The sequence below is a fragment of the Stenotrophomonas sp. B2 genome, assembly GCF_014947095.1.
Lineage (GTDB): Bacteria > Pseudomonadota > Gammaproteobacteria > Xanthomonadales > Xanthomonadaceae > Stenotrophomonas > Stenotrophomonas maltophilia_P.
The window spans coordinates 265,048-281,891 of the sequence record NZ_JADCQA010000006.1; the positions used below are offsets into that span (position 1 = coordinate 265,048).

The 16,844-nt window shown below is 64.4% G+C and carries 11 protein-coding genes and 4 tRNA genes; all 15 read left to right on the forward strand.

Annotation, left to right across the window (positions count from 1 at the left end):
* Positions 1 to 32 precede the first annotated feature (32 nt).
* The 15 genes from IMX13_RS09380 (at position 33) to rpoC (ending at position 16,554) form a co-directional block, all read left to right on the forward strand.
* The gene (locus tag IMX13_RS09380; RefSeq protein ID WP_128989641.1) at positions 33 to 1,055 is read left to right on the forward strand and encodes a cyanophycinase; all 1,023 of its coding nucleotides are present in this window, start codon (positions 33 to 35) and stop codon (positions 1,053 to 1,055) included.
* A gap of 88 nt (positions 1,056 to 1,143) precedes the next feature.
* Positions 1,144 to 2,160: an isoaspartyl peptidase/L-asparaginase gene (locus IMX13_RS09385; RefSeq protein ID WP_193396243.1), complete on the forward strand. Its 1,017-nt coding sequence runs from the start codon at positions 1,144 to 1,146 to the stop codon at positions 2,158 to 2,160.
* Positions 2,161 to 2,297: 137 nt separating this feature from the next.
* Positions 2,298 to 2,383 (forward strand) — tRNA-Tyr (locus IMX13_RS09390).
* 25 nt (positions 2,384 to 2,408) lie between these two features.
* Positions 2,409 to 2,482 (forward strand) — tRNA-Gly (locus IMX13_RS09395).
* Positions 2,483 to 2,530: 48 nt separating this feature from the next.
* Positions 2,531 to 2,606: transfer RNA gene (locus IMX13_RS09400), tRNA-Thr, on the forward strand.
* A 39-nt stretch (positions 2,607 to 2,645) separates the two neighbouring features.
* Positions 2,646 to 3,836 (forward strand): elongation factor Tu, encoded by a 1,191-nt coding sequence (gene tuf, locus IMX13_RS09405; protein WP_065176003.1) that lies wholly within the window; start codon positions 2,646 to 2,648, stop codon positions 3,834 to 3,836.
* A gap of 103 nt (positions 3,837 to 3,939) precedes the next feature.
* Positions 3,940 to 4,015, forward strand: a tRNA-Trp gene (locus tag IMX13_RS09410).
* A 48-nt stretch (positions 4,016 to 4,063) separates the two neighbouring features.
* A complete protein-coding gene (gene secE / locus IMX13_RS09415; RefSeq protein ID WP_053519951.1) occupies positions 4,064 to 4,477 on the forward strand; it encodes a preprotein translocase subunit SecE in 414 nt (137 codons plus the stop codon).
* A gap of 10 nt (positions 4,478 to 4,487) precedes the next feature.
* Complete coding sequence (gene nusG / locus IMX13_RS09420) at positions 4,488 to 5,051, forward strand: transcription termination/antitermination protein NusG (protein ID WP_053519952.1); 564 nt, start codon at positions 4,488 to 4,490, stop codon at positions 5,049 to 5,051.
* A 231-nt stretch (positions 5,052 to 5,282) separates the two neighbouring features.
* Positions 5,283 to 5,711: a 50S ribosomal protein L11 gene (gene rplK, locus IMX13_RS09425; protein ID WP_004145248.1), complete on the forward strand. Its 429-nt coding sequence runs from the start codon at positions 5,283 to 5,285 to the stop codon at positions 5,709 to 5,711.
* Between the two features lie 4 nt (positions 5,712 to 5,715).
* Positions 5,716 to 6,414 (forward strand): 50S ribosomal protein L1, encoded by a 699-nt coding sequence (gene rplA, locus IMX13_RS09430; RefSeq protein WP_004154350.1) that lies wholly within the window; start codon positions 5,716 to 5,718, stop codon positions 6,412 to 6,414.
* A gap of 388 nt (positions 6,415 to 6,802) precedes the next feature.
* On the forward strand, positions 6,803 to 7,333 hold the full coding sequence (gene rplJ, locus IMX13_RS09435; RefSeq protein WP_053519953.1) for a 50S ribosomal protein L10: 531 nt from the start codon (positions 6,803 to 6,805) through the stop codon (positions 7,331 to 7,333).
* Positions 7,334 to 7,396: 63 nt separating this feature from the next.
* Complete coding sequence (gene rplL / locus IMX13_RS09440) at positions 7,397 to 7,765, forward strand: 50S ribosomal protein L7/L12 (protein WP_053519954.1); 369 nt, start codon at positions 7,397 to 7,399, stop codon at positions 7,763 to 7,765.
* A 321-nt stretch (positions 7,766 to 8,086) separates the two neighbouring features.
* Positions 8,087 to 12,241 carry a DNA-directed RNA polymerase subunit beta gene (gene rpoB / locus IMX13_RS09445; RefSeq protein WP_053519955.1) on the forward strand — a complete coding sequence of 1,385 codons (4,155 nt, stop codon included), beginning with the start codon at positions 8,087 to 8,089 and terminating at the stop codon, positions 12,239 to 12,241.
* An 89-nt stretch (positions 12,242 to 12,330) separates the two neighbouring features.
* Complete coding sequence (gene rpoC / locus IMX13_RS09450; protein ID WP_053519956.1) at positions 12,331 to 16,554, forward strand: DNA-directed RNA polymerase subunit beta'; 4,224 nt, start codon at positions 12,331 to 12,333, stop codon at positions 16,552 to 16,554.
* Positions 16,555 to 16,844 lie beyond the last annotated feature (290 nt).

Genomic DNA, 16,844 nt, shown 5'->3' on the forward strand with positions numbered 1-16,844 from the left:
CTTGCAGGTCGTTTCTGTTCAGGGAGATCAAGATGCGACGGTTCCATCGAAGGCTGCATCACGTGCTTGCCGGCCTGGCAGTGCTGGTTCTCCTGGGCTCGCCGCTGGCCGCGTCCGCGCAGGACCTGCAGGGGCCGGGATTCGCCTATTACGAGACCGGCGATCTCGATGCCCCGCGACCGGGGCCGAGGGCGCCGGCGATGATGCTGATGGGCGGTGGAGAGTGGGTGCCGGAGGCGTTCCAGTGGTGGTTGAAGCAGGCCGGCAATGGCCGCGTGCTGATCCTGCGCGCCTCCGGCAGCGACGATCTGCAGGAGCGCCTGCACCATGACATCGGCGGCACCACCGCCGTGCAGACGCTGGTGTTCGACAGCCGTCGTGGCGCCGATGACCCGGCCGTACTGCGGGTGGTGGCCGCGGCCGATGCCATCTTCATCGCCGGCGGCGACCAGTCGCGCTACATCCGCTTCTGGAAGGGGACCGCACTCAACCGCGCGCTCAATGCCCACGTCCGTGCCGGCAAACCGATCGCCGGCACCAGTGCCGGACTGGCGATCCTCGGTGGCTATGCCTACGGCGCGCTTGACGGTGGCAGCGTCACCTCCGCCGCCGCGCTGGCCGACCCGATGGGCAGCGCGGTGACGATGGACAGTGGCTTCCTGCAGATGCCCTATCTGCAGCGGGTGGTCACCGACACCCACTTCGACCGGCGTGATCGTCTCGGTCGCCTGATCGTGTTCGTCGCCCGTGCCGCGCAGGACAGTGGCGACCCGGACATGATCGGCATCGGCGTGGACGAAGACACCGCGCTGTGCGTGGAGCCTGACGGACGCGCGCAGGTCTACAGCGCCGATGGTCATGGCAGGGTCTGGGTGGTCCGCCCGGGCCGTGGCGCGGACCGGCTGACCCAGGGCGAACCGCTGCGTTTCCACGCTGTGCCGGTTACCGTGGTGGCAAGCGGTGGCCGCATGCGGCTGGACGACTTCCAGGCCGACGCCGACTATCACGCAGCGGTCGATGTTGACGGTGGCCGGATTGAACTGATCCGTCGCTGACCGCTGCTGCCGGCCGCGCGCCGGCGCTTCCCTTCAGGCATCTCGTCGAGCCTGCTCGATGCCATCGCTTCCATTTCCGGAGATATCGATGAAGCTTCATCTGGCGCTGTCTGCGCTGCTGTCCCTGCCGTTGCTCGCCCATGCTGCGCCGGATGCGTCGCCCCTGCTGGTCATCCATGGCGGTGCCGGCGTCGAGCGCAAGGACCTGTCCGCCGCCGAGGAGAAGGCGGCACGTGCGGCACTCCGTGCGGCGCTGCTGAAGGGGCATGCCGAGCTGGCAGCCGGTCGCCCTGCACTGGCGGCGGTCACCGCAGCGATCACCGTTCTCGAGGACGATCCCACGTTCAATGCCGGCAAAGGCGCGGTGTTCACCCACGACGGGCGCAACGAGCTGGACGCGGCCGTGATGGATGGCGCCACCCGGGCGGCCGGCGCGGTGGCCGGCGTGCAGCGCGTACGCAACCCGATCCTGCTGGCAACGGCCGTGATGCAGGGATCGAAACACGTGATGATGGTCGGGCAGGGCGCTGAGGCGTTCGCCGTCGAGCAGGGCATGACCCTGGTCGATCCTTCGTACTTCCGCACCGACAAGCGCTGGCAGCAGCTGCAGCGCGCACTGAAGGAGGAGGCCGGCGGCCAGGCCCACGCCGACCTGCAAACGGCCCGGCACTTCGGCACGGTCGGTGCGGTTGCGCTGGATGCGCAGGGGCGCCTGGCAGCGGGGACCTCCACCGGAGGAATGACCAACAAGCGCTACGGGCGCGTCGGCGATTCGCCGATCATCGGCGCCGGCACCTGGGCCGATGCACGCTGTGCGGTGTCGGGAACCGGGTGGGGCGAGTACTACATCCGCACCGCTGCCGCGCACGAGATCTGCGCGCGTATCCGCTACCAGGGCCAGTCGCCGGCGGAGGCGGGCAGGGGCGTGATCAACGAGGCGATTCCGCAGATGGGTGGGGATGGCGGTGCGATCGTGCTCTCCGCCGATGGAAAAGCGGCCACGCCGTTCAACACGCAGGGCATGTACCGCGGCTGGATCGGTGCCGACGGCGTTCCGCATGTGGCGATCTTCGCCGACGAGGCCTTGGCACTGCCCGGGCAATAGGCTTGCGTATCAAAGGGTTTGCGACGCATGTGAAAAAAAGTGAAAAAAAGCGTTGACAGGCCCCCGCTTCATCTCCAGAATTGCGGGCTCACCACCACACACCGCAACGCTTCGGCGGCACGGGATGGGGTTGAAACGGAGGGATACCCAAGCGGCCAACGGGGGCAGACTGTAAATCTGCTGGCTTACGCCTTCGGTGGTTCGAATCCACCTCCCTCCACCAGCTTCACGTTGTGGCACTTCCCGGTGCGGGAGTAGTTCAATGGTAGAACCTCAGCCTTCCAAGCTGATGGTGCGGGTTCGATTCCCGTCTCCCGCTCCATTGAATGAACTTTGAATATTATCGAGTTCATGCCATAATGCAAAACTCGCTCACGTAGCTCAGTCGGTAGAGCACTTCCTTGGTAAGGAAGAGGTCGAAGGTTCGATTCCTTTCGTGAGCACCATCTTCAGCACCACACCAGACGAATTCGAGATAAGCAGCCATGGCCAAGGGTAAGTTCGAGCGCACCAAGCCGCACGTCAACGTCGGCACCATCGGTCACGTCGACCACGGCAAGACCACGCTGACCGCCGCGCTGACCAAGATCGGCGCCGAGCGCTTCGGTGGCGAGTTCAAGGCGTATGACGCCATCGACGCCGCACCGGAAGAAAAGGCTCGTGGCATCACGATCTCGACCGCGCACGTCGAATACGAATCCCCGACCCGTCACTACGCCCACGTTGACTGCCCGGGCCACGCTGACTACGTCAAGAACATGATCACCGGTGCTGCCCAGATGGACGGCGCGATCCTGGTGTGCTCGGCCGCTGACGGCCCGATGCCGCAGACCCGCGAGCACATCCTGCTGTCGCGTCAGGTCGGCGTGCCGTACATCGTGGTGTTCCTGAACAAGGCTGACATGGTCGACGACGCCGAGCTGCTCGAGCTGGTCGAAATGGAAGTGCGCGAACTGCTGAGCAAGTACGAGTTCCCGGGCGACGACACCCCGATCATCTCGGGTTCGGCCCGCCTGGCGCTGGAAGGCGACCAGAGCGAGATCGGCGTGCCGGCGATCCTGAAGCTGGTCGACGCGCTGGACACCTGGATTCCGGAGCCGGAGCGTGCGATCGACAAGCCGTTCCTGATGCCGGTGGAAGACGTGTTCTCGATCTCGGGCCGCGGCACCGTGGTGACCGGTCGTATCGAGCGCGGCGTGATCAAGGTCGGTGACGAAATCGAAATCGTCGGTATCCGTCCGACCCAGAAGACCACGGTGACCGGCGTGGAAATGTTCCGCAAGCTGCTGGACCAGGGCCAGGCAGGCGACAATGCCGGTCTGCTGCTGCGCGGCACCAAGCGTGACGACGTCGAGCGCGGCCAGGTTCTGGCCAAGCCGGGTTCGATCACCCCGCACACCGAGTTCGAAGGCGAAGTGTACGTGCTGTCGAAGGACGAGGGCGGCCGTCACACCCCGTTCTTCAACGGCTACCGCCCGCAGTTCTACTTCCGCACCACCGACATCACCGGCGCTGCCAAGCTGCCGGAAGGCGTGGAAATGGTGATGCCGGGTGACAACGTCAAGATGACCGTGACCCTGATCAACCCGGTCGCGATGGACGAAGGCCTGCGCTTCGCCATCCGCGAAGGTGGCCGCACCGTCGGCGCCGGCGTGGTCTCGAAGATCATCAAGTAAGCCTGCAGTACCGGCGGTTGCATAGCGCTGCCGGTCGCGCGAGTGGCGGGCCGGGAACCTCGGTCCGCCTTCGCCGTCTAAGGGAAGGCAAGTTTCAAAACGTACGCCAGTAGCTCAATTGGCAGAGCAGCGGTCTCCAAAACCGCAGGTTGGGGGTTCGAGTCCCTCCTGGCGTGCCATCTGCCCACCTTATCCAGCGGCTCTTGCCGCTAAAGCAGACACACCGGATGAATAGCAAGATCGAACATTCCAAGGACACCTCCGCCAGCGGTGGAGATATCGTCAAGTACGTTGCCGCATCCCTGCTGGTGCTGGCGGGTCTGTTCGTCTGGTTCTGGTTCTCCGCCGACTCCGGTCGCGCCGCCCAGCTGGGCGCGTGGGCGGGTCAGCTGCGTGCGTTGGCGGTCGTGGTCGGTCTGGTTGGCGGTATCGGCGTGTTCATGCTGACCGGCAAGGGGCGCGACACCCGCGAATTCCTCTCCGAGTCGCGCTTCGAACTGCGCAAGGTGGTCTGGCCGACGCGCCAGGAAGCCGTTCGCATGACCTGGGTCGTGATTGTCGTGGTGCTCATCCTCAGCCTGCTGCTGGGTGGCTTCGACTTCCTGATCCAGAAACTGACTCAGTGGTTCCTGAGCCGCTAAGGAGAATTGCATGAAGCGTTGGTACGTCGTTCACGCCTATTCGGGCTTCGAGAAGTCGGTGGCGCAGGCTCTGCGTGATCGCATCGTCCGTGATGGCATGGAAGAGCGCTTCGGCGACGTCCTGGTTCCGACCGAGGAAGTGATCGAGATGCGCGCCGGCCAGAAGCGCCGGTCCGAGCGCAAATTCTTCCCGGGTTACGTGCTGGTCCAGATCGAGACCCATGAAGAAGCCGGTATTCCGCGCATCGACAACGAAAGCTGGCACCTGGTCAAGGAAACCCCGCGCGTGATGGGCTTCATCGGCGGTACCGCCGATCGTCCGCTGCCGATTGCCGATTCCGAAGCCGAGTCCATCCTGAACCGCGTTCAGGAAGGTGTCGAGAAGCCGCGTCCGAAGGTGCTGTTCGAGCCGGGCCAGATGGTCCGCGTCACCGATGGTCCGTTCAACGATTTCAATGGTGTGGTCGAAGAAGTGAACTACGAGAAGAGCCGTCTGCGCGTCTCGGTGCTGATCTTCGGTCGTGCCACCCCGGTCGAGCTCGAGTTCGGCCAGGTCGAGAAGCAGACCGGCTGATGCCCGGTGATGCTGCCGGCCACGGGCTGGCAGCCTTCAGGTCGCCCTCCCTGTTCAGACAGGGCGCCCAAAATCTGATATAGTGCGCGGCTCCCCGCTGGGAAGCCAGCAGGACGAGGCCACCGCAAGGTGGCCTTCGGCATGATTTCAAAACGCGATGCCGGGACGCGTGATTCCCGGTCCGATGGGGAGCCTGTTGTCGAAAGGCGCTAGCACCCGGAGAGTACTCACATGGCAAAGAAAGTTGTCGGTTACATCAAGCTGCAGGTGAAGGCCGGTCAGGCCAACCCCTCGCCGCCGGTCGGTCCTGCGCTGGGTCAGCGCGGCCTGAACATCATGGAATTCTGCAAGGCGTTCAACGCTGCCACGCAGAAGCTCGAGCCGGGTCTGCCGGTTCCGGTGATCATCACGGCCTACTCGGACCGTACGTTCACCTTCATCACCAAGAGCACCCCGGCCACCACCCTGCTGAAGAAGGCCGCTGGCATCTCGTCGGGCTCCAAGCGCCCGAACACCGAGAAGGTCGGCAAGGTCACCCGTAAGCAGCTGGAAGAGATCGCCAAGGCGAAGGAACCGGATCTGACTGCCGCCGACCTGGACGCCGCCGTGCGTACCATCGCTGGCTCTGCCCGTTCCATGGGCCTCGTGGTGGAGGGTTAAGAAGATGGCACAGACCAAGCGTGAGAAGGCCATCAAGGCCGCCGTCGTTCCGGGCAAGGCTTACGCCTTCGAGGACGCGATCAACATCCTGAAGAGCGCCACCAAGGCCAAGTTCGTCGAGTCGATCGACGTTGCTGTGCGCCTGGGCGTCGACGCGAAGAAGTCCGACCAGCAGGTCCGTGGCTCCACCGTCCTGCCGGCCGGTACCGGCAAGTCGGTCCGCGTTGCCGTGTTCGCTCCGGCCGGTGCCAAGGCTGATGAAGCCCTGGCCGCTGGCGCCGAAGCCGTCGGCATGGATGACCTGGCCGAGAAGATGCAGGCCGGCGATCTGAACTACGACGTCGTCATCGCGACCCCGGACGCCATGCGCGTTGTCGGTAAGCTGGGCACCGTGCTGGGCCCGCGCGGCCTGATGCCGAACCCGAAGGTCGGCACCGTTTCCCCGAACCCGGGTGAAGCCGTGAAGAACGCCAAGTCGGGCCAGGTCCGTTACCGCACCGACAAGGCTGGCATCATCCACTGCACCATCGGCAAGGCCGACTTCGCCGAAGACGCGCTGAAGTCGAACCTGACCGCGCTGCTGCTGGACCTGATCAAGGCCAAGCCGGCCACCTCGAAGGGCACCTACCTGCAGAAGGTTTCGGTCAGCTCGACGATGGGCCCGGGCGTCACCGTCGACCAGTCGTCGCTGACCCTGAAGTAATTGTTTCAAGCGGTCACGGTACTTTCGGGTGCCGTGACCGTGACATTTGAAGGCATCGCAGGCAGCCCACCGCCTGCGGTAGCCGTCAAAGACCGCAGGCGCGGTCGTGGCAGGGCCGGCGACGGGCACGGAAGCTCGATATGGCAGGGAGTCGCCGCCGGAACAGTCATGAACGCTTAATCGATTCCCCGGAATCACCCTGCGTAGATGGTGCCCTTCTGGAGTTTTTCTGGTTCACGCACGTCTGGGTTTCCCAGGTTGGCCCACTCCAGGTCTAGAACGGCCCACCCCCCGGAACATCATCCTGGTGTTCCCGGCGTCCAGGACGGATGCCGCACAGGACCGCACACGGCAGGAGCCGTAAGCGGAGTTCAATTGGAGGAGTGCAATGGCTCTCAATCTGTCCCAGAAGCAAGAAGTAGTCGCCGAGCTGGCAGACGTCGCCGCCAAGGCCCACTCCTTGATCGCAGCCGAATACGCTGGCACCACGGTCGCCCAGATGACCGCGATGCGCAAGCAGGCTCGTGAAACCGGTGTTTTCTTGAAGGTTGTCAAGAACACCCTGGCTTCGCGCGCCGTTGAAGGCACCGAGTTCGCCGTGGCCCAGGACCAGATGGTTGGTCCGCTGCTGTACGCGTTCTCGCTCGAGGAGCCCGGCGCTGCCGGTCGCCTGATCAAGGAAGCCGCCAAGGGCAACGACAAGCTGAAGGCTAAGGTCGTCGCCATCGGTGGCGAAGTGTTCCCGGCAAGCCACGTCGACGTGCTGGCCTCGCTGCCGACCCGCGATCAGGCCCTGGCCATGCTGGCCCGCGTCCTGACCGAGCCGGTCACGATGTTCGCCCGCGCCATCAAGGCTGTTGGCGAGAAGCAGGGTGGTGGCGAAACCGCCGCTGCCGAGCCGGCCGCCGAGACCGCCTGAGTTTCGACTTACCGTGGTTCCTGACGGAACCTCAACCCAGAAAATCATCCAAAGGTATTAATCATGTCCCTTACCAACGAACAGATCGTCGACGCCATCGCCGAGAAGTCCCTGATGGAAGTGATGGAGCTGGTCAAGGCCATCGAAGAGAAGTTCGGCGTCTCCGCCGCTGCTCCGGTTGCCGTGGCTGCTGCCGCTGGCCCGGCCGCTGCTGTTGAAGAGCAGACCGAGTTCACCGTCACCCTGAAGTCGGCCGGCGAGAAGAAGGTCGAAGTCATCAAGGCCGTCCGCGCCATCACCGGCCTGGGCCTGAAGGAAGCGAAGGACCTGGCCGAAGCCGGTGGCGTCCTGAAGGAAGGCGCTTCGAAGGACGACGCCGAGAAGATGAAGAAGGACCTGGAAGCTGCTGGCGCGACTGTCGAAGTCAAGTAAGCACTTCCTTTGCATCGTCATCGATTCTCGGCGATGCAGCCAAGGCTGGGGGCGTAAGCCCCCGGCCTTTGGTCGTTGTTGCAGGCCCGCGTACTGCGCGGGTGGAATCAGGCGGTAGAAAGCCCAACACGGGCTGCGGTCAAATCCCGGCACGCCCGCGCATCGCGCGGCAGCAGGGAAGTAGATGCAGACGAGTTGGCAGTTGGAAGTAGCGGGAGAAGGCGTGCTGGTGCCGGCAATACCAGCGACTTCCAACTGACAATTTCAAAGTTCCCTTCAGGGTCGTGGACGCACGGCCCGCACAACAAGGTGGAAGACCTCATGACGTCCTATTCGTTCACCGAAAAGAAGCGTATCCGCAAGGATTTCGGCAAGCAGCGCTCGATTCTCGAAGTGCCGTTCCTGCTCGCGATCCAGGTGGATTCCTACCGTGATTTCCTGCAGGAGAACATCGATCCGGCCAAGCGTGCCGATCATGGCCTGCACGCCGCGCTGAAGTCGGTCTTCCCGATCGCCAGCTACAGCGGCAATGCCGCCCTGGAGTACGTCGGCTACAAGCTGGGCGAGCCGGTCTTCGACGAACGTGAATGCCGCCAGCGCGGCATGAGCTACGGCGCTCCGCTGCGCGTGACCGTGCGCCTGGTGATCTACGACCGCGAGTCGTCGACCAAGGCCATCAAGTACGTGAAGGAGCAGGAGGTCTATCTGGGCGAAATCCCGCTGATGACCGAGAACGGCACCTTCATCGTCAACGGCACCGAGCGCGTCATCGTCTCGCAGCTGCACCGCTCGCCGGGCGTGTTCTTCGACCACGACCGCGGCAAGACCCACAGCTCGGGCAAGCTGTTGTACAGCGCCCGCATCATTCCCTACCGCGGCTCCTGGCTGGACTTCGAGTTCGACCCGAAGGACGCGCTGTTCACCCGTATCGACCGCCGCCGCAAGCTGCCGGTGTCGATCCTGCTGCGCGCGCTTGGCTACAGCAACGAAGAGATGCTGGCCGAGTTCTTCGAGATCAACACCTTCCACATCAACCCGGATGAAGGCGTCCAGCTGGAGCTGGTGCCGGAGCGCCTGCGTGGCGAAACCCTGGGCTTCGACCTCGCCGACGGCGACAAGGTCATCGTGGAAGCCGGCAAGCGCATCACCGCGCGCCACATCAAGCAGCTGGAAGCCTCGGGCATTGCGGCCCTGGCCGTGCCGGACGACTACCTGGTCGGCCGCATCCTGTCGCACGACGTGGTTGATGCCTCGACCGGCGAACTGCTGGCCCAGGCCAATGACGAGATCAGCGAAGAGCAGCTGCAGAACTTCCGCAAGGCAGGCGTCGATGCGGTCGGTACCCTGTGGGTGAACGACCTGGATCGTGGTCCGTACCTGTCCAACACCCTGCGCATCGATCCGACCAAGACCCAGCTGGAAGCACTGGTCGAGATCTACCGCATGATGCGTCCGGGCGAGCCGCCGACCAAGGACGCCGCGCAGAACCTGTTCCACAACCTGTTCTTCACCTTCGAGCGCTACGACCTGTCCGCGGTCGGCCGCATGAAGTTCAACCGTCGCGTGGGCCGCAAGGAAACCACCGGCGAAGCCGTGCTGTACGACAGCAAGTACTTCGGTGAGCGCAACGACGAAGAGTCCAAGCGCCTGGTCGCTGCCCATGGCGACAGCTCCGACATCCTGGACGTGATCAAGGTCCTGACCGAGATCCGCAATGGTCGCGGCGTGGTCGACGACATCGATCACCTGGGCAACCGTCGCGTGCGTTCGGTCGGTGAAATGGCCGAGAACGTGTTCCGCGTCGGCCTGGTCCGCGTCGAGCGCGCGGTCAAGGAACGCCTGTCGATGGCCGAGTCCGAAGGCCTGACGCCGCAGGAACTGATCAACGCCAAGCCGGTCGCTGCCGCCATCAAGGAGTTCTTCGGCTCCTCGCAGCTGTCGCAGTTCATGGATCAGAACAACCCGCTGTCGGAAGTGACCCACAAGCGTCGCGTCTCGGCCCTGGGCCCGGGCGGCCTGACCCGTGAGCGCGCCGGCTTCGAAGTGCGCGACGTGCACCCGACCCACTACGGCCGCGTCTGCACCATCGAAACGCCGGAAGGCCCGAACATCGGCCTGATCAACTCGCTGGCCGTGTACGCCCGCACCAACCAGTACGGTTTCCTCGAGACCCCGTACCGCAAGGTCGTGGACGGCAAGGTCTCCGACGAGATCGAGTTCCTGTCGGCGATCGAGGAAAACGAGTACGTCATCGCCCAGGCCAACGCCCTGACCGATGCCAAGAGCATGCTGACCGAGCAGTTCGTGCCGTGCCGCTACCAGGGCGAGTCGCTGCTGAAGCCGCCGGCGGAGGTCCACTTCATGGACGTCTCGCCGATGCAGACCGTGTCGATCGCGGCCGCGCTGGTGCCGTTCCTGGAGCACGATGACGCCAACCGCGCACTGATGGGCGCGAACATGCAGCGTCAGGCCGTGCCGACCCTGCGTTCGCAGAAGCCGCTGGTCGGCACCGGCATCGAGCGTGCCGTGGCGCGTGACTCCGGTGTGACCGTGAACGCCCGTCGTGGCGGTGAGATCGTGCAGATCGACGCCGCCCGCATCGTGGTCAAGGTGGTCGAGGAAGAGATCGTCGGTGCCACCGACGCCGGCGTCGACATCTACAACCTGGTCAAGTACACCCGTTCCAACCAGAACACCTGCATCAACCAGCGTCCGCTGGTCCAGGTGGGTGACGTCATCGCCCGCGGCGACGTGCTGGCCGACGGTCCGTCCACCGACATCGGCGAACTGGCCCTGGGCCAGAACATGCTGATCGCGTTCATGCCGTGGAACGGCTACAACTTCGAAGACTCCATCCTGCTCTCCGAGCGCGTGGTGGAAGAGGATCGCTACACCACGATCCACATCGAAGAGCTGACCTGCGTCGCGCGCGACACCAAGCTGGGGCCGGAGGAAATCTCCGCCGACATCCCGAACGTTTCCGAGCAGGCGCTGAACCGCCTGGACGAGAGCGGCGTGGTGTACATCGGTGCGGAAGTCCGCGCCGGCGACATCCTGGTCGGCAAGGTCACGCCGAAGGGCGAGAGCCAGCTGACCCCGGAAGAGAAGCTGCTGCGCGCGATCTTCGGCGAGAAGGCTTCGGACGTTAAGGACAGCTCGCTGCGCGTTCCGCCGGGCATGGACGGCACCGTCATCGACGTGCAGGTCTTCACCCGCGACGGCATCGAGAAGGACAAGCGTGCGCGCCAGATCGAAGAGTCGGAGATCAAGCGCGTCAAGAAGGACTTCGACGACCAGTTCCGCATCCTGGAAGCCGCCATCTACATGCGTCTGCGTTCGCAGATCGTCGGCAAGGTGGTCAACGGCGGTGCCGGCCTGAAGAAGGGTGACGTCATCACCGACGCGTACCTGGACGGCCTGAAGAAGGCTGACTGGTTCGTGCTGCGCATGAAGGACGAGGACGCTTCGGAAGCCATCGAGCGCGCCCAGAAGCAGATCCAGGCGCACGAGAAGGAATTCGAGCGTCGCTTCGCCGACAAGCGCGGCAAGATCACCGCAGGCGACGACCTGGCTCCGGGCGTGCTGAAGATGGTCAAGGTGTTCCTGGCCGTGAAGCGCCGCATCCAGCCGGGCGACAAGATGGCGGGTCGCCACGGCAACAAGGGTGTGGTGTCCAACGTGGTGCCGGTCGAGGACATGCCGTACATGGCCTCGGGCGAAACCGTGGACATCGTGCTGAACCCGCTGGGCGTGCCGTCGCGTATGAACATCGGCCAGATCCTGGAAGTGCACCTGGGCTGGGCCGCCAAGGGCCTGGGCCGCAAGATCCAGGCAATGCTGGAAGCCCAGGCGGCCGTTGCCGACCTGCGCCGGTTCCTGGACGACATCTACAACCACGATGACACCAACGTGGCCAACCGTGTCGACCTGTCGCAGTTCAGCGACGAGGAGCTGCTGCGCCTGGCCCGTAACCTCACCGACGGCGTGCCGATGGCCACCCCGGTGTTCGACGGTGCCACCGAAGCGGAAATCAAGCGCATGCTGGAACTGGCCGATCTGCCGAGCAGTGGCCAGACCCAGCTGTACGACGGCCGCACCGGTGAAGCGTTTGATCGCCACACCACCGTGGGTTACATGCACTACCTGAAGCTGAACCACCTGGTCGACGACAAGATGCACGCGCGTTCGACCGGTCCGTACTCGCTCGTCACCCAGCAGCCGCTGGGCGGCAAGGCGCAGTTCGGTGGCCAGCGCTTCGGTGAAATGGAAGTCTGGGCGCTGGAAGCCTACGGCGCGGCCTACACCCTGCAGGAAATGCTGACGGTGAAGTCCGATGACGTGCAGGGCCGCAACCAGATGTACAAGAACATCGTCGACGGTGAGCACGAGATGGTCGCGGGCATGCCGGAATCCTTCAACGTGCTCGTGAAGGAAATCCGCTCGCTGGCCATCAACATGGAACTGGAAGACAACTGATCCATGCCGGCGCGGCGGCTCTCTCCGCCGCGCCGCTGGCAGTGACCTGAAAGCCCATCGACACAGCATTCCTCCTTCTGGAGAACACCATGAAAGACCTGCTCAATCTCTTCAACCAGCAGCGCCAGACGCTGGACTTCGACGCGATCAAGATCGCGCTGGCTTCGCCGGACCTGATCCGCTCGTGGTCCTTCGGCGAAGTGAAGAAGCCGGAAACCATCAACTACCGTACCTTCAAGCCGGAACGCGACGGCCTGTTCTGCGCCGCCATCTTCGGCCCGGTCAAGGACTACGAGTGCCTGTGCGGCAAGTACAAGCGCATGAAGCACCGCGGCGTGGTCTGCGAGAAGTGCGGCACTGAAGTGACCCTGGCCAAGGTGCGCCGCGAGCGCATGGGCCACATCGACCTGGCCTCGCCGGTCGCGCACATCTGGTTCCTCAAGTCGCTGCCCTCGCGCATCGGCCTGATGCTGGACATGACCCTGCGCGACATCGAGCGCGTGCTGTACTTCGAAGCGTACGTGGTGACCGAGCCGGGCCTGACCGCCCTGGAGCGCCGCCAGCTGCTGACCGAAGAACAGTACCTGCAGGCCCGCCAGGAGCACGGTGACGACTTCGACGCCGCCATGGGCGCCGAGGCCGTGTACGAACTGCTGCGCACGATCGACCTGCAGTCGGAGATGACCCGCCTGCGCGAGGAGATCGCCGCGACCGGTTCGGAAACCAAGCTGAAGCGACTGACCAAGCGCATCAAGCTGATCGAGGCCTTCCTGGAGTCGGGCAACCGTCCGGAATGGATGGTGATGACCGTGCTGCCGGTGCTGCCGCCGGACCTGCGTCCGCTGGTGCCGCTGGACGGTGGCCGCTTCGCGACCTCCGACCTGAACGACCTGTACCGCCGCGTCATCAACCGCAACAACCGCCTGCGCCGTCTGCTCGAACTGAGCGCGCCGGACATCATCGTGCGCAATGAAAAGCGCATGCTGCAGGAATCGGTCGATGCGCTGCTGGACAACGGTCGCCGTGGCCGTGCCATCACCGGCACCAACAAGCGCCCGCTGAAGTCGCTGGCCGACATGATCAAGGGCAAGCAGGGTCGCTTCCGTCAGAACCTGCTGGGCAAGCGCGTGGACTACTCGGGCCGTTCGGTCATCGTGGTCGGTCCGTACCTGCGCCTGCACCAGTGCGGCCTGCCGAAGAAGATGGCGCTGGAGCTGTTCAAGCCGTTCGTGTTCGCCAAGCTGCAGCGTCGTGGCCTGGCCACCACCATCAAGGCCGCCAAGAAGCTGGTCGAGCGCGAAGAAGCCGAAGTCTGGGACATCCTGGAAGAGGTCATCCGCGAGCATCCGGTGATGCTGAACCGCGCGCCGACCCTGCACCGTCTGGGCATCCAGGCGTTCGAGCCGGTGCTGATCGAAGGCAAGGCCATCCAGCTGCATCCGCTGGTCTGCACCGCGTTCAACGCCGACTTCGACGGTGACCAGATGGCCGTCCACGTGCCGCTCTCGCTGGAAGCCCAGCTGGAAGCGCGTGCGCTGATGATGTCGACCAACAACATCCTGTCGCCGGCCAACGGCGAGCCGATCATCGTGCCGTCGCAGGACGTCGTGCTGGGTCTGTACTACATGACCCGCTCGCTGGAAAACAAGAAGGGCGAGGGCATGGCCTTCGCCAACATCGCCGAAGTCAAGCGCGCCTACGACAACCGCGTGGTGGAACTGCACGCCAAGGTCAAGGTCCGCATCACCGAAGTGGTGACCGACGAGGAAGGCAACAAGCAGAACAAGACTTCGATCGTGGATACCACGATCGGTCGCGCCCTGCTGGCTGAAATCCTGCCGGAAGGCCTGCCGTTCGCGCTGGCCAACACCGAGCTGACCAAGAAGAACATCTCGCGCCTGATCAACTCCAGCTACCGTCAGCTGGGTCTGAAGGACACGGTCGTGTTCGCCGACAAGCTGATGTACACCGGCTTCGCCTACGCAACCCGCGCCGGCGTGTCGATCGGTATCGACGACATGCTGATCCCGGACGAAAAGCGCGGCATCCTCACCGAGGCCGAAGCCGAAGTGCTGGAAATCCAGGAGCAGTACCAGTCGGGTCTGGTCACCGCTGGCGAGCGCTACAACAAGGTGGTCGACATCTGGTCGCGCACCAACGAGCGCATCGCCAAGGCGATGATGGACACCATCGGTACCGAGAAGGTCGTCAATGCCAAGGGTGAGACCATCGATCAGAAGTCGATGAACTCGCTGTACATCATGGCCGACTCCGGTGCACGAGGCAGCCAGGCGCAGATCCGTCAGCTGGCCGGCATGCGCGGCCTGATGGCCCGCCCGGACGGCTCGATCATCGAGACGCCCATCAAGGCGAACTTCCGCGAAGGCCTGAACGTGCAGGAGTACTTCAACTCCACCCACGGTGCCCGTAAGGGTCTGGCCGATACCGCGCTGAAGACCGCGAACTCGGGTTACCTGACCCGTCGACTGGTCGACGTCGCGCAGGACGTGGTGATCACCGAGGTGGATTGCGGTACCACCGAAGGCCTGATCATGACCCCGATCGTGGAAGGCGGTGACGTGGTCGAGCCGCTGAAGGACCGCGTGCTGGGTCGCGTGGTTGCCGAGGACGTGTTCCTGCCGGGCAACGACGAAGATCCGATCGTCACCCGCAACACCCTGCTGGACGAGCAGTGGGTCGCCAAGCTGGAAGATGCCGGCGTGCAGAGCATCAAGGTGCGTTCGACGATTTCGTGCGAATCGGCCTTCGGTGTCTGCGCTCGCTGCTACGGCCGCGATCTGGCCCGTGGCCATCTGGTCAACATCGGTGAAGCGGTCGGCGTCATCGCCGCCCAGTCCATCGGTGAGCCGGGTACCCAGCTGACCATGCGTACCTTCCACATCGGTGGTGCGGCGTCGCGAGCTGCTGCGGTCGACAACATCACCGTCAAGACCACCGGCTCGGTCAAGTTCAGCAACCTCAAGTCGGTCGAGCATGCCAACGGCTCGCTGGTGGCAGTGTCGCGCTCGGGCGAAATCTCGGTGCTCGATGCCCACGGCCGTGAGCGTGAGCGTTACAAGCTGCCGTACGGTGCGACCATCACGTCCAAGGACGGCGATGCGATCAAGGCTGGCCAGACCGTGGCCAACTGGGATCCGCATAACCACCCGATCGTGTCGGAAGTGGCCGGCTTCATCCGCTTCATCGACTTCGTCGACGGCATCACCGTCATCGAGAAGACCGACGAGCTGACCGGCCTGGCCTCGCGCGAAATCACCGATCCGAAGCGTCGTGGTACCCAGGCCAAGGACCTGCGCCCGATCGTGCGCATCGTCGACGCCAAGGGCAACGACCTGTCGATCCCGGGCACCGATCTGCCGGCGCAGTACCTGCTGCCGCCGCGCTCGATCGTCAACCTGCAGGACGGCGCCCCGGTGGGCGTGGGCGACGTCGTCGCCAAGATCCCGCAGGAAGCCTCGAAGACCCGCGACATCACCGGTGGTCTGCCGCGCGTGGCCGACCTCTTCGAAGCGCGCAAGCCGAAGGATCCGGCGGTGCTGGCCGAGCGTTCGGGCATCATCAGCTTCGGCAAGGACACCAAGGGCAAGCAGCGCCTGATCATCAAGGACACCGATGGTTCGGAGCACGAAGAGCTGATTCCGAAGTACCGCCAGGTCATCGTGTTCGAAGGCGAGCATGTCACCAAGGGTGAAACCATCGTGGACGGCGAGCCGAGCCCGCAGGACATCCTGCGCCTGCTGGGTGTCGAACCGCTGGCGGCCTACCTGGTCAAGGAAATCCAGGACGTGTACCGCCTGCAGGGCGTGAAGATCAACGACAAGCACATCGAGGTGATTACCCGCCAGATGCTGCGCAAGGTCGAGATCACCGATCAGGGCAGCAGCAAGTTCCTGAACGGCGAGCAGGTCGAACGCCAGCGCGTTATCGAGGAGAATGCCCGCCTGTCGACCCGCAACGAGCTGCCGGCGCGGTTCGATCCGGTCCTGCTGGGCATCACCAAGGCATCGCTGGCCACCGAGTCGTTCATCTCGGCGGCGTCGTTCCAGGAGACCACCCGCGTGCTGACCGAAGCGGCCGTGCGCGGCACCTCGGACAACCTGCGTGGCCTGAAGGAAAACGTCATCGTCGGCCGTCTGATTCCGGCCGGTACCGGTCTGGCGTACCACAGCCAGCGCCGTCGTGGCGCGTCCGGCCTCACCGAGTCGGAGATGCAGACCCTGGCCGGCACCCCGGCGGCGGTCGAGGCTCCGGCAGTGGAAGCCGAGACCGAACAGGCTGCGGGCGAGGAATGAGGTAACCGGTCCGGCCGCAAGGCCGGACCCACCTTTGCGGTAACGCCCGGGGACATGCCCGGGCGGGCTTGAAGGGCAGGGCGGCGCAGGCCGTCCGACCTGGCTGTAGCGGCAGGCGGCTCCATCCGTGGAGGGCCGGTCGAACCTGAACGGGGTACATGGAGGCCCCCCAGTAACGTTCCGGGATCAGGGACGGGCTTGACAGGACGCGTTTGACGTCGTTCCTGGCAGGTTGCTACAATCGTCTGTCTCAGCAGGCCAGAATTTTGGCCTGCTTTAACATTTCCGCA

Coding starts and splice junctions, on each gene's coding strand:
- IMX13_RS09380 (WP_128989641.1), top strand. CDS start 33: ATGCGACGGTTCCATCGAAGGCTGCATCACGTGCTTGCCGGCCTGGCA.
- IMX13_RS09385 (WP_193396243.1), top strand. CDS start 1,144: ATGAAGCTTCATCTGGCGCTGTCTGCGCTGCTGTCCCTGCCGTTGCTC.
- tuf (WP_065176003.1), top strand. CDS start 2,646: ATGGCCAAGGGTAAGTTCGAGCGCACCAAGCCGCACGTCAACGTCGGC.
- secE (WP_053519951.1), top strand. CDS start 4,064: ATGAATAGCAAGATCGAACATTCCAAGGACACCTCCGCCAGCGGTGGA.
- nusG (WP_053519952.1), top strand. CDS start 4,488: ATGAAGCGTTGGTACGTCGTTCACGCCTATTCGGGCTTCGAGAAGTCG.
- rplK (WP_004145248.1), top strand. CDS start 5,283: ATGGCAAAGAAAGTTGTCGGTTACATCAAGCTGCAGGTGAAGGCCGGT.
- rplA (WP_004154350.1), top strand. CDS start 5,716: ATGGCACAGACCAAGCGTGAGAAGGCCATCAAGGCCGCCGTCGTTCCG.
- rplJ (WP_053519953.1), top strand. CDS start 6,803: ATGGCTCTCAATCTGTCCCAGAAGCAAGAAGTAGTCGCCGAGCTGGCA.
- rplL (WP_053519954.1), top strand. CDS start 7,397: ATGTCCCTTACCAACGAACAGATCGTCGACGCCATCGCCGAGAAGTCC.
- rpoB (WP_053519955.1), top strand. CDS start 8,087: ATGACGTCCTATTCGTTCACCGAAAAGAAGCGTATCCGCAAGGATTTC.
- rpoC (WP_053519956.1), top strand. CDS start 12,331: ATGAAAGACCTGCTCAATCTCTTCAACCAGCAGCGCCAGACGCTGGAC.